We start from the raw sequence: 13,256 nt of genomic DNA on the forward strand, positions 1-13,256 counted from the left end.
CTCTTTGTCTATTGATATTTGTATTGTATGATAAAGAGCATCGACAAACAATAAAAATGGAGGTATTCCATATGAAAGCACTTTGTTTCGAACAGTTCGGAAATCCGGATGTACTACAATATAAAGAACTAAATAATCCAATCATAAATCCAAATGAAATTCTTGTCCGCACGAAAGCAATCGGTTTAAATTTCGCTGATATTTATAGACGCCGCGGTGATTATCATCTCGCTGGTACCCCGCCTTTTATATTAGGTTATGAAGGGGCTGGCATTGTTGAAAAAGTAGGAGCTGACGTTACGAATATTAATCCTGGAGATCGTATTGCATTTGCTGATGTACCTTTTGCAAATGCAGAGCTAGTCGCTGTTCCGTCTGAGAAAGCAATTAAGCTTCCAGATTCTATCTCTTTTGAAACAGCCGCTTCTGTCTTATTACAAGGTCTAACAGCACATTATTTAACGAAAGATAGCTATGAAATAAAACGAGGTGATATAGCTTTAGTACACGCAGCAGCTGGCGGTGTTGGGCAACTTCTTATTCAAATAATTAAACTACTAGGCGGAAAAGTAATCGGCCTAACGTCATCTAAAGAAAAAGCAAAGATAGCTACATTAGCTAGTGCTGATCACGTTTTTTTATATACGGAAGCATGGCATACAAAAGTAGTTGCAATAACAAATGGTGATGGAGTAAATGTTGTATATGAATCAGTAGGTTCTACATTAGAGGAAAGTTTTAATGCTACTAAAACTGGTGGTACTGTCGTATTTTACGGAATGGCCGGCGGTAATCCTGCGCCCGTTGATCCGCGTATGCTTATGGATACTTCAAAAACTTTAACTGGCGGAGACCTTTGGAACGTGCTTACTACGTATGAAGAACGTAAAAAGCGATCTACTCAATTATTTGATTGGATTGCTACTGGCAAATTAAACATTGCGAGCCCTACTACATTCTCCTTACAAGATGGCGCTCTTGCACATAAATTATTAGAGAGCAGAAAAAGCACAGGGAAGATTTTATTAATCCCATAATCGTTCCAATTAAAAAAGGAAGCTAGATTTCTCTATCTTCCTTTTCTTATTTTTATATTTCCACACTTTCTTTCCCTTTTGCAACATAACTCATATCCCCAACAGACTCGACGATATATTCCCCGTCTTTATATAAAATTTTCGTTACACTTGCATTCTCTACTCCAAGTTTTGTTTTACTACTGTCTAACATTTCTATTAATGTAGTAATCAAGAGCCCATGAACGACAACTAAAACATTACCGCCACCATTTGCAGCAGATTCTTCACTAATTTTATCAACCTCTTCTTTTATACGAGTAGAAAATAATTCCCAATCTTCCGCCTGTTTCGTAGGGTCTGCTACTCTAATAAGATTAATCACTTCTTGAATAGAAAACTTCATAAGTTCTTCTGGCGATGCAACGCCCGCAGCTTTTCCAACCACATCCCACATATTTTCAAGTTTTTCACCTTCAAAAATACCAAAATTTAATTCTCGTAAATTTTTTCTTTTCTTAAGTTCTAACTTTGATTGCTCACTATATTTTAATACTAAATTAGCAGTTTCAATCGCTCGGCCGCTATCACTACTATACGCATTCGCAAACTGAACATCTTTTAATCCTGTTCCTAAATTCGAGGCAACTTCCACACCTTTTGCTACTAATGGAGAGTCTGCCCATCCTTGCGCGCGATGGTTCGTATTTAATATTGTTTTACCATGTCTTGTAACATATAACGTAACTACATTCTCATTGCTAACAGTTTCTCGATTCTTCATCATATTCTCTCCCTTTACATTTCTATATCAATTTTACCACCTTAATTATTCATTGAGCAAAATATACGTAAGTGAATTTGCTTAATAAAAAAAGCTATCTTTCTGTATACCTCTACAAAAAGATAGCATCTTTTATGATTACATTGCTTAGCTGATATTCCTACTCAGAAAACGCACTCGAATACTGAACAACTCCTTCTACACCTTCAAGAGCATTCTCTCTTAATTCCACTACCATAAATACCTCTTCAGGCACTTCAAATGGTGCTTTTATATTCCACTCACTTGCTTTTTTAAAACCAAATTTCGGATAATACTCTGGATGTCCTAACACTACAACTGATCCGTATCCAAGTTCTTTCGCTTTTTCTAACGCAGCTACAATAAGTTTTCCGCCAATCCCTTTTCTCTGATGCCCCCTAGCAACTGAAACTGGTGCAAGTGCTAACGATTCTACAGCAGTTGCACCCCATTCTATCGTAATTTTCGATAACATAATGTGACCGACTATTTCCTCATTTACTGCAACAATTGATAATTCAGGAATAAATGCGTCACATTCTCTAATACGTTTTACAAGTTCATGTTCCTTTTTATCACTGAATTCTTCATTTAAAAATGCTTGTTGTACCACTTCTTCTGTTTTTGTATAATCGTTTTTTTGCTCTTGTCTAATCGTTACCATTCTATATTACCCTCTATTCTTCCTGATTTCTTTTTGGATTTTACGAAGCGCTTTTTTCGATCCGCGCTCTATATCATGTTGCATTTTTCTTTCTTTATAATCGACAAATAGTGTATTTAAATCATATCCCTCTGGGTATAATTCCTTTGCTGCTACCTCTAACGTAATACGTTTTACATTCACTTCAACAAATTCACCGTTATAATATACAACGACGTTATAGAAATTATCTATTTCCTTATAGATAATACCAAAATCATCATAATCTAATACATTTACACGATCGCCGATTTTGTACTCGTAATGATTTTCTCTTTTTTCTTGCACAAATTTCGGTTTTCTAATTTTACTTTCATTCACTTTTTCTAGAGCATATTCTTTATTTCCCATATACGCTTTCGCTCTTTGCAGTACACGCTCTCTTACGTTCATTTTATTCGCAATCCAAAGTGCATTACTTTCACCTGATTTACCGATCACTAATTTATAAAGTGGTTCTAGCGTCTCACTATTAAACTGCATCGCTGCGTTCATAAAATCATCATGCATTTCTGAGAATCGTTTAATTTCACCGTAATGCGTACTCGCAACTGTAATACATCCCGCAAGATAAAACTCCTCTAAAATAGAGATTGCAAGTGCTGCCCCTTCATTCGGTTCAGTCCCGCTTCCTATTTCATCAAATAGTAGCAACGTATTATTGTTTGACATCCTCATAATTTCAGATAGATTTTTCATATGAGATGAAAATGTACTTAGTGCATTTTCGAGACTTTGATTATCACCAATATCTACAAACACATTTTCGAAAATAGCAATTTCTGTTTCTTTATCTCCAGCAATGTGCAAACCTGACATTGTCGCTAAAGTTAACAATCCGATTGTTTTTAATACAATTGTTTTCCCGCCTGCATTTGGTCCTGTAATAATTAAACTACGATAGTTTTGACCGATTTCAAAGTGTAACGGTACTACTTTCCCACTTAAAAGTGGATGCTTACAATTTACTAAATGAATGTAGCCATGATCATTTAACTTCGGCTCTATTCCATCGATTGATTTACTAAACTTCGCTTTCGCAAATACCATATCATATTGACTAATTAACTCCATGTTAATCTTTATACTATAAATGTTTTCTAACACCATTCCTGATAAAGTCGCTAAAATTTGATACTCTTCCATCGCTTCTTCTGCTTTCAAACTTGCGAGTTCCGCATTTAACTTTGTAACCGTATGCGGTTCTATAAATACAGTAGAACCTTTAGCAGACGCTTCAACTATACTTCCCGCAACTTGATTTTTATAAGAAGATTTAATTGGAATTGTATACCTATCATCCTTCTTACTAATAAAGAATTCTTGAATATACTTCTTATTCGTACTACTATTTAAAAACTTTGTTAAACGTTCTTTTATTTTTCCATCTACCGAATCAATGTTATTTCGAATTCTTTTTAGCTCTTTACTAGCAGCTGCATCAATGCTATTTCCTTTAATGGAAAAATTAATTTCCTCTTCAATACTTTTAAATTCAGTCATTGAATTTGCATAAGAAGCTAATACTGGCGCAAAAAATTCTTTATCTAACATAAACTTTTTAATCTTTCTACAGCCGCGTAAAAAGTCTGAAACACTTACTAACTCTTCAGGATCTAAAATCATCCCTTTTTCTAATTTTTGAATTGTACTACCAATATTTGAAATACCGAAGAAAGGAACATGCCCTTCTGCATCTACTATAGCTCGTGCTTCCGTCGTTTCATTCAAGCGGTTCCTCACTACTTTTATACTCGTACTCGGTTCTAATTTATTTAATAATTCCTTACCTAATCCACTTACACAATAAGATTTCACTATATCCTTTAATTCGTTATATTGTAACTTTTCAAAAGTCATCGTATTCATTTTATTTCTCCTCACTTTGATTGGTTTTCATCAAAAATGAAGATACCTACTCATTAGATTCCAATGAGTTCTACATGATTCAATTACCATTTTTATACATTAAAAATATATACAAAAAAGCTGCGGGGATACCGCAGCTTTTACATTTACAAGGCATGAGTAATAACATATGAGGAAATAAGCCATAAAAAAGCAGTTGGCAATCCCATTATTACACGCTTTATAAAGTATTGTAGGTATCTTCATAGGTATCGAAATAAATCCATGACAAAATTAGGGGTATGGTATACATAAAAATCCCCTGTTCTTATCCGATTTATTTCATTAAATTTTTCCTATTTAGTACCTACCGCACTCACAAAAAGCACCTCTCATTAATTTATATTATAGTCATTGAAATCTAATTTAATGAAATCATCATACTATATGTTGCTTTAGAAGTAAAGGTGTCATACTTAATTAATACGCATCTATACAATTCAATATCGCGGCATATACATGAATTGTATCCAACTTTAATTTCACTGCAAAAAAATTAAAAAAGCGCCTCCGCTATTGCGAATGTCATTTACTTTCCCTAATACATTTAATAATTATGACAAGCAATCATAGGAGGTTACTATATGAACGAACAATATATTATTTTACATGGACCTGCTCTTGAACCAGATTTAATCGGCCCCACACTACCACCAATTCCACCATTTACATTCCCTACCGGACCTACTGGAATCACTGGACCTACCGGAATTGGGATAACTGGTCCTACTGGGGTTACAGGGGTTACAGGACCTACCGGAATTGGAATAACTGGGCCTACTGGGGGGACAGGACCTACCGGAATTGGAATAACTGGCTCTACTGGGGGGACAGGACCTACTGGAATTGGAATAACTGGGCCTACTGGGGGGACAGGACCTACCGGAATTGGAATAACTGGGCCCACTGGAGCAACCGGTTTCGGGATCCTCCCCGTATTTGGAACAATAACTTCTGAAATAGGTATCGGTTTTTCAGCAGTAGTTAATACAAATGTTAATTTCACCATTCCAGGACCTGTTAGTGGAACTACTCTAAACCCAGTAGACAACTCCATTACAATTAATACTACTGGTGTATACTCTGTATCCTTTTCAATCGTATTTGCGATACAAGCTATTTCGTCCGGTATATTAAATCTTACAATAAACGATTCGATTCAATTCGCAATTGAAACACGAGTTGCTGGTGGTTCTGGGGTAAGAGCTACATCCGCCAGAACTGATTTATTACCTTTAAACCAAGGAGATGTTCTTCGAGTACGAATAAGAGAAGCCACGGGTGATATTATTTATTCCAACGCATCTCTCGTTGTTTTAAAAGTCGACTAATTCATTTATGAAAATAAAAATCTAGGAATGATAACAATATAAAAAGAAGAGGAAGACTTATATTTCAGTCTTCCTCTTCTTTTTTATCACCAATTTACTTCTGAACATATATGGAAACCGATCCTCCACTTACATGGAACTGTCCCCATCCGTCCTTATTAATTGTTACAGTATTTGTTTGATTACCCGTCATATCGTACCATACTTCCCCTGCGTTATTCTTTCCAACTTCCATCCACTTTGATCCTCCTGGCCCATCTGAGATTAATGTCGCTAGACCAGAATCCGTATGTACACCATCACCTTCTCTTGTCCATCCAATTACATCTGGATGGTCTAAATAATCACGCTGCGTACCATATGCAAAGTTTTTTCGTGCCGTCAAAATCGGATCAATTTTATCTTTTAACGTTGGGATTTCATAACTACTATTTCCGTTTGTTCCATAGTAATCACCATAGAAAACTGAAGGATAGCCCTCTGCACGAGTTAAAATAAATGCATATGCTAACGGTTTAAACCACGGACTTACTACAGAGTCCAATGACTGTCCGGGCTGAGAATCATGATTCTCAACGAGAGTAACTGCGAGTGCAGGGTGATTTTGCATTACTGTTCCATTTAAAATACTTCTCATATCATAATTCCCATTTCCTTTTGAAGCATAATGAAAATTATAGTGAAGTGGTGCATCAAATACAGATTGATTATAATTGACTTTTGCTAAATAATTATTTAAAGTCTGGATATCATTTTGCCAATATTCAGCCACCGTAAACATTTCTTTCCCCGTTTTCTGTCTGACATGATTTACCCAATCGCGTAAATATTCATGATCAATATGTTTAACAGCATCTAAACGAAAGCCATCTAAATTTAATTCATTCGCATACCACGTCCCCCAATTTTTCATCTCATTCGCAACATCTGGATGATCAAAATCAAGATCTGCATACATCAAATAATCATAATTTCCATTCTCGCTAGACACTTCCCAGTCCCACGCTTTACCTATCCCCCTAAATTTATAAATTCGATTTAATTTCCTTCCTTCATCCCAATCCGTTCCATCAAAATGATACCATTTCCATTTAAAATTAGAATGAGTATCTCCGCGCCCTGGAAAGTTAAACCCCGTCCATGCATTAATTTCATAATCACCTGATACTTCAATATTTCGATTGTTACGGTCTACCTCAACAGCTGTTACATTTTCAGTATAATCCGCTCCACCTTTATGATTCATAACTACATCGCCATATACATCGATGTTTTGCTTATGTAAAGCTTCAATTGCAGATTTCAACTGTGCTTTTGTCCCATATTTCGTCCGCACCGTTCCTTTTTGATTGAATTCCCCTAAATCATATAGATCATACGCTCCATATCCTACATCATTTTGCGTAGTTCCTTTATATGCAGGTGGTATCCAAACAGATGTAATTCCTTTTTGAGCTAAATTTTCAGCATTTGAATGCAAGCGATTCCAATGATTACCATCATTTGGAGCATACCACTCAAAATACTGCATTAACGTTCCATTGTTAACCGTATCTGCATACACTTTACTTCCCCCATGTATACTAGGTAAAAACAAAACAACCGACAAGCCGACTACTGTTATTTTTTTCAACATATTTACACCATCCCCTTCAAAGAAAACGTTTGCATAGTTTATCGGAATTATTATAATATTCGTTCTACAATTAGTAAAGTAGCAATCTCTTACTCTCCCACATTATTTTTTAATCTAACTTCAAATATTCACCAAATACTGCACCGTAGTTTTTATTTCACATCTTATTCAAGATTGTTTACAATTTATCTATAAAAGCATAACGGAGGGATTTCTATGACGGACTTTCAAAAACAATTTTTTGCGCGATTACATATAGAAGAAAAGGACAAAGTTTCATTTGAAGATTTACCTAACATTATGTACGCGATGGCACAAACTGTCCCTTTTGAAAACTTAAATATTCTCGAAAACAACTTTACAGAAATATCAAAAGAAAATCTAAAAGAAAAAATTTTAGTGAACAACCGTGGCGGTCTTTGTTATGAACTCAATCCTACTATGTATTACTTCCTTAAAGAGGCTGGATTTGATGTTCATCTCATTTCAGGAACAGTGTACAATGCTGCAAACTCTATATGGGCTGTTGATCCTGGCCATATCGCAACCGTTTTAACACATCATAATGAACTTTATTTAATTGAAGTAGGATTCGGCTCATACTTACCTCTTGCTCCTATCCCTTTCTCAGGTGAAGTCATTCACTCCGTTACAGGAGATTATCGTATTCGTAAAGAAATGACCGAAAAGGGCAACTACATGTTAGAGATGCGTAAAAACAATGAGTTTTTGGATCAATCTTCTACTGATGATTGGACGTTAGGATATGCATTTTATATAGAAGAAGTGAATGAAGAAAAAGCAAATGCGGCACAAAAAATTATCGTTGAACATGAGGGCTCACCATTTAACAAAGTACCTCTTATTGTAAAACTAACTGAAGATGGGCATGCATCTTTAACAAAGGATAGTCTCACAATAGCGAAAAACGGTAAAAAAACGAAAGAACATGTTACAGATGTGCAATATAAAAATCTTTTACATGCAAAATTCGGAATTACATTATAATTTTTTAAACCTTGCCATTTTAGCAAGGCTTTTCATTTTCCAGCAGGGATTTTTTGCAATTTGTTGTATTTCATAGTTATATAGGAATATAACTACATATTTAGAAAGGAAATGATTATGACTGAACTTAAAGATCGACTACAAGTAGATGATAAAGAGAAATGGGATTTAACGGATATTTATCATACAATTGAAGATTGGGAAAGCGATTTTCATAAAATTGAAGTATTAACGAAAGAATTACATGAGTTTAATGGAAATATTTACAATGGTAATAGTTTATTAGCCTATTTAACAAAGAGCGAAGAAATTTCTAGCATAATATCTTTAATGTTTGCTTATGCACGATTACAATCTGATCTTGATACGCGCGATACTGATGCTCAATCTCTTGTCGATAAAGTATCACAATTACATGTGAAAGTAAGTGCGGCTAAATCTTTCTTTTCCCCATTCTTACTTAGCGTAGATGAAAACACATTACATTCTTACATAGAAGAGGCAGAAGGCTTACAATATTATAAAGAAGACTTATTTGAATTATACCGTTATAAAAAACACGTATTGAATAAGGACCAAGAAGAGATTTTATCACAAATGGGCGAAGCACTTTCCTCTCCTCAGCATACATATGGCATGTTAAATAATGCGGATATACTATTTGGTGAAGTGACTACTGATGATGGAGAAAAAGTAAATTTAACACGCGGCATGTATGCAAAGTTAATAGAAGATGAGGATCGCGAGAAACGTAAAGAAGCCTATAAAGCTTATTACAAGCCATACGTACAATTAAAAAATTCTATCGCTTCTACTCTATCTGCTGCTATTAAAAATAATGTTACTGTTTCAAAGCTAAGAAACTATCCATCAGCTTTAGAAAAATCATTATTTGGCGACATGGTTCCGAAAGAAGTTTATGAAAATTTAATTGAGACGACGAAAAAAAATATTCAATCACTACATACTTATAATGAAATTCGAAAAGAAAAATTAAATGTAGATGAACTACGTCAATACGACTTGGGCGTGGATTTAGTAGCTGGTGTAAAACAAGACATTCCATATGACAAAGCATTTGACATCATGATTGAATCACTAGCTCCATTAGGTGAAGAATATATTGAAACATTAAAAAGCTTTAAAGATAAACGCTATATCGATGTAAGAGAAACACCAGGAAAACGTTCTGGTGCTTATAACTTTGGCGTATACGGTGTTCATCCTTTCATTCTTTTAAATCATCACGATGATTTAAATAGTCTTTTCACTCTTACTCATGAATGTGGACACGGTATGCATACGCACTACTCACACGGATACCAGCCAAGAATTTCTGCACACTATACTATTTTTGTCGCAGAAGTCGCTTCAACAGTAAACGAAGTACTATTAATTCATCATTTATTAAAAGAAGCAAAAGATGCTAATGTACGTAATCATTTAGTAAACCATTTCATCGACAAATTTAAAGGCACTTTCTTTACACAAATCATGTTCGCTGAGTTTGAAAAAATCACACATGAAATGGCGCAGCAAGGTAAACCATTAAATGCCCAAGTCTTTAGCGAAGTTTATGAAAACTTATTTAGAGAGTACAATGGCGACTCCCTCGTATTTGACGAAGAAGTAAAATATGGATGGGCTAGAATACCGCATTTCTATCGTCCATTTTATGTGTACAAATATGCAACTGGATTCGCTTCTGCAATCCAAATTGCAGATAAGTTATTAAGCGGCGATCCAAATGCTCAAAAACATTATATTGAATTCCTTAAAGGTGGAAGTTCTGACTATCCTTTAAACTTACTGAAAAAAGCTGGTGTTGATTTAACTACGCCAGAACCAATTGAAAGTGCATTAAACCGTTTCAGCTTACTTGTTGAAGAATTTTCAGCATTATAAAAAGCATGCAGAGTGTATACTCTGCATGCTTTTTTCATTTCGGTTACTTTATGCCAAATGTTGCTGCGTCACACAGTGAATCATGCCACCATACGCAAACAGTTCATTTACATAAATACCAACAATTCTTCTTCCCGGAAACTGTCCTTCCATGATTTGAAGCGCTAACTTGTCATGCTCATCGCCATATATAGGAACTAATACAACTTCATTTCCAATATAAAAGTTCAAATATGAGCCCTTACAGTCTGCTTCTTTTACCATTTTTCTTGTCACCGGTACTGGTATAAGCTGAAATGGCTGTCCATCTATATTTTTTGCTTGTCGCAATTCTTGATAATGCTTTTCGTATGCCTCCAAAAGGTATGATTCGCTTTCCCCGAAAGGATCATATTCATAAAGAATCGTATTTTCATTTACAAAACGTGCTGCTCCATCAATATGGTAGTCTGTATCTTCATCATAATTATCCTCACCGCGAATGCCCGTTATCCATATAAAATTCGTGACCCCCAAATGCTTTGTTAACTCTATTTCAATCTCTTCCTGACTTAGTGTAGGATTTCGATTTTCATTTATAATAGAAGTTTTTGCCGCCATTAAGGTTCCATTTCCGTTTATTTCTATTCCCCCGCCCTCTAGACAGACACTAGAATTAACTTTTGGAATGCTATACTTTTCACTTATTTTTGCCGGAATAACAGCATCATTTTCATACGGATATTTCTCGCCCCACCCATTAAAAATCCAGTGTGTTAGGCAGAGATTTCTCTCCTTATCTTTTACAAAGATCGGTCCATTATCTCTTATCCACACATCATCCGTCTCTTGAATTAAGAAATCAATTTTATCCATATCCACTTTCGCTTCCATTAACTTCGATTGGACATGTACTTTTTCTTCCTCATCATATACAACAATATGAACAGTTTCTCCGTAATGAAGCTCCTTTGCCATCGTTATCCAAATATCATCTAGCTTAGCTCTGTAACCTTCACCTCTATGAGCTTTATCATGAGGCCATTGGAGCCATGTCCCCTCATGTTTCTCCCACTCAGCAGGCATATAAAATAAACTTTTTTTCATACATGTTCACCCCTTCTTCGAATGTAAGTTCAGTCTAAACTTTGACATCGTGTTAAGGTCAACAGAAATATATTCATGTACTTGTAACTACTTTATAAGGTGTCTCTTTATTTCTCCTTGTGATACACTACTTCTCCTTGTAAAACCGTCACTAAAACTTTCGCATCCGGAACCTTATCAGCACTCATTTTAGTAATATCTTCATTTAGTAATACCATATCGGCTGATTTACCTACTTCAATTGAACCAGTAATTTTATCAAGACCTAATGCTTTGGCGGGCTTAATTGTATAAGCATCAATCGCTGCATATATATCAGATAAGCCTTTCTCTTCAATACTTAGCGCATTCGAAATCGTCACAAGTGGATTTAGTTCATTTACATCCCAATCACTACTAAGTGATACGTTTGCTCCTGTTTTCCAAATGCGTCCTAACGGCATAATTCGTTCCATCTGTTGATTTGTAAAATACGCACTTGCCCAGCTTTGTTTAGGATCTTCTGCAAAATCATGACCTACTTGGAAATCAGCACTAATACCTAACTTAGCAAAACGATTTATATCACTATCTTCTACCATTTCAACATGCGTAAGCGTATAAGGCTGATTCGCCCCTTCTTTTTTCGCTGCTTCAATTGCATTTAAACTCTCTCTTACCCCGCCATCTCCAATCGTATGAATGAGTGCACCGTAACCAATTTTATTCAGTTCCGTCAACCACCACTTCATCTTTTCTTCTGGAATATAGTTCAAGCCATACGGGGTTCCTTTAAACCATTCAAATTTATATTTTTCTAGTGTTTTAGCTGTGCTGTTAATGCTAATTCCATCACTATACATTTTCACTTGATTGATAAGCATTCGAGATGATACATCATCACGCTTAATTTTTTTGAAGTACTCCATTTGTTCTGCTTCATTTAAATTTGGATATACCCACGGACGAAGTACTACTCGCGACGTTAACTTTTTCTCATCGTTAACTTTATTCCAAACGTCTAACCAGCCTCGTTTCCAATAAAGACGTCCATCACCAACTGTAGTAATCCCATTCTTCGCAACCTCATCTAAACCGTCTAGCAAACCGTCATAATTTTTTTCAAAGAGTTTAGGCTGAGAATTCCATGCTTTTTCCATTACGATATCCCCTGCTGTATCATACAGAAGCCCGAAAGATTCTCCTGTTTCTGGATCCCGGATAATTCTTCCGCCTTGCGGATCTTTCGTCTCTTTATTTATTCCCGCTACTTCCAATGCCTTTGAGTTAACCCATACAGAATGAGAAGTTCTTTCCATAATTAATACAGGGTTATTAGGAAATAACTCATCAAGAACTTGTAATGGTGTTTGTTGTTCTGATTTTTCGTCCATATCTTTTAACAACTCTTCCAAACTAAATCCTGTTCCACTTATCCATTCGCCATCTTTCACATCTTTTTTACAAGCCTTTAAATACGAGCGTTGTTCTTGTAGCGAAGCATCTGGTGAGACACTACAATTCCCTGCTGCTGGTGATTTCGCCTCAAATATATGATTATGATTGTCCACAAAACCAGGGAGAATAAAACGTCCTTGTAAATCCACCACTTTCGTATCTTCATTTATAAATCCTTCTACATCCTTGTTTGAACCAACAAATGTAATTTTCCCTTCTTTAACGGCTACAGCCTCTACAATGTCTTGCTTTCCATTTGAAGTATAGATTGTACCATTTTTAAACACTACATTTTCGGGCAACTTCTTAGGTAAAACAAAACTACCATTCTCACCTTCTCCTCCAGGAGTACACGCTGAAACCCATGTCATACTTAGAATTAGGCAAATAATCATGATTGTTTTTTTCATATTCTTTCTCC

The 13,256-nt window shown here is 35.5% G+C and carries 10 protein-coding genes; 4 read left to right on the plus strand and 6 right to left on the minus strand.

The annotated features are described in order from the left end of the window. Nucleotides 1-71 precede the first annotated feature (71 nt). The gene (locus tag ACTFOB_RS09150; RefSeq protein WP_440025751.1) at nt 72-1,037 is read left to right on the plus strand and encodes a quinone oxidoreductase family protein; all 966 of its coding nucleotides are present in this window, start codon (nt 72-74) and stop codon (nt 1,035-1,037) included. 52 nt (nt 1,038-1,089) lie between these two features. Here the strand turns inward: ACTFOB_RS09150 and ACTFOB_RS09155 are convergent, their stop codons facing one another. The 3 genes from ACTFOB_RS09155 to ACTFOB_RS09165 form a co-directional block, all read right to left on the minus strand. Continuing rightward, nucleotides 1,090-1,800, minus strand: coding sequence for a histidine phosphatase family protein (locus tag ACTFOB_RS09155; RefSeq protein WP_440025749.1), 711 nt, complete (start codon nt 1,798-1,800; stop codon nt 1,090-1,092). Between the two features lie 160 nt (nt 1,801-1,960). Then, complete coding sequence (locus ACTFOB_RS09160) at nt 1,961-2,485, minus strand: GNAT family N-acetyltransferase (protein WP_440025747.1); 525 nt, start codon at nt 2,483-2,485, stop codon at nt 1,961-1,963. A gap of 6 nt (nt 2,486-2,491) precedes the next feature. After that, nucleotides 2,492-4,393, minus strand: coding sequence for an endonuclease MutS2 (locus ACTFOB_RS09165; RefSeq protein WP_440025744.1), 1,902 nt, complete (start codon nt 4,391-4,393; stop codon nt 2,492-2,494). Between the two features lie 623 nt (nt 4,394-5,016). Between ACTFOB_RS09165 and ACTFOB_RS09170 the strand changes: the two genes are divergently transcribed. Continuing rightward, nucleotides 5,017-5,763, plus strand: coding sequence for an exosporium leader peptide-containing protein (locus tag ACTFOB_RS09170; RefSeq protein ID WP_440025742.1), 747 nt, complete (start codon nt 5,017-5,019; stop codon nt 5,761-5,763). Nucleotides 5,764-5,857: 94 nt separating this feature from the next. Here the strand turns inward: ACTFOB_RS09170 and amyS are convergent, their stop codons facing one another. Continuing rightward, nucleotides 5,858-7,399 (minus strand): alpha-amylase, encoded by a 1,542-nt coding sequence (amyS, locus tag ACTFOB_RS09175; RefSeq protein WP_440025740.1) that lies wholly within the window; start codon nt 7,397-7,399, stop codon nt 5,858-5,860. Nucleotides 7,400-7,615: 216 nt separating this feature from the next. On the opposite strand from amyS, the gene ACTFOB_RS09180 reads away from it, so the two are divergent. Together ACTFOB_RS09180 and pepF are read left to right on the plus strand one after the other, a co-directional pair. After that, complete coding sequence (locus ACTFOB_RS09180; protein WP_440025738.1) at nt 7,616-8,407, plus strand: arylamine N-acetyltransferase family protein; 792 nt, start codon at nt 7,616-7,618, stop codon at nt 8,405-8,407. A gap of 117 nt (nt 8,408-8,524) precedes the next feature. Continuing rightward, nucleotides 8,525-10,312, plus strand: a complete 1,788-nt coding sequence (gene pepF / locus ACTFOB_RS09185; protein WP_440025737.1) for an oligoendopeptidase F — start codon at nt 8,525-8,527, stop codon at nt 10,310-10,312. 48 nt (nt 10,313-10,360) lie between these two features. Here the strand turns inward: pepF and ACTFOB_RS09190 are convergent, their stop codons facing one another. Continuing rightward, nucleotides 10,361-11,398, minus strand: a complete 1,038-nt coding sequence (locus tag ACTFOB_RS09190) for an agmatine deiminase family protein (RefSeq protein ID WP_440025736.1) — start codon at nt 11,396-11,398, stop codon at nt 10,361-10,363. A gap of 107 nt (nt 11,399-11,505) precedes the next feature. After that, the gene (locus ACTFOB_RS09195; protein WP_440025734.1) at nt 11,506-13,245 is read right to left on the minus strand and encodes an amidohydrolase; all 1,740 of its coding nucleotides are present in this window, start codon (nt 13,243-13,245) and stop codon (nt 11,506-11,508) included. Nucleotides 13,246-13,256 lie beyond the last annotated feature (11 nt).

The organism is Bacillus cereus group sp. MYBK79-1, from assembly GCF_051915365.1.
Classification (GTDB): Bacteria; Bacillota; Bacilli; order Bacillales; family Bacillaceae_G; genus Bacillus_A.

What these genes read in the sequence shown, in the direction of transcription:
- ACTFOB_RS09190 (WP_440025736.1), bottom strand. Translation starts at nt 11,398, where the DNA reads ATGAAAAAAAGTTTATTTTATATGCCTGCTGAGTGGGAGAAACATGAG.
- amyS (WP_440025740.1), bottom strand. Translation starts at nt 7,399, where the DNA reads ATGTTGAAAAAAATAACAGTAGTCGGCTTGTCGGTTGTTTTGTTTTTA.
- ACTFOB_RS09155 (WP_440025749.1), bottom strand. Translation starts at nt 1,800, where the DNA reads ATGAAGAATCGAGAAACTGTTAGCAATGAGAATGTAGTTACGTTATAT.
- ACTFOB_RS09160 (WP_440025747.1), bottom strand. Translation starts at nt 2,485, where the DNA reads ATGGTAACGATTAGACAAGAGCAAAAAAACGATTATACAAAAACAGAA.
- ACTFOB_RS09180 (WP_440025738.1), top strand. Translation starts at nt 7,616, where the DNA reads ATGACGGACTTTCAAAAACAATTTTTTGCGCGATTACATATAGAAGAA.
- ACTFOB_RS09165 (WP_440025744.1), bottom strand. Translation starts at nt 4,393, where the DNA reads ATGAATACGATGACTTTTGAAAAGTTACAATATAACGAATTAAAGGAT.
- ACTFOB_RS09150 (WP_440025751.1), top strand. Translation starts at nt 72, where the DNA reads ATGAAAGCACTTTGTTTCGAACAGTTCGGAAATCCGGATGTACTACAA.
- pepF (WP_440025737.1), top strand. Translation starts at nt 8,525, where the DNA reads ATGACTGAACTTAAAGATCGACTACAAGTAGATGATAAAGAGAAATGG.
- ACTFOB_RS09170 (WP_440025742.1), top strand. Translation starts at nt 5,017, where the DNA reads ATGAACGAACAATATATTATTTTACATGGACCTGCTCTTGAACCAGAT.
- ACTFOB_RS09195 (WP_440025734.1), bottom strand. Translation starts at nt 13,245, where the DNA reads ATGAAAAAAACAATCATGATTATTTGCCTAATTCTAAGTATGACATGG.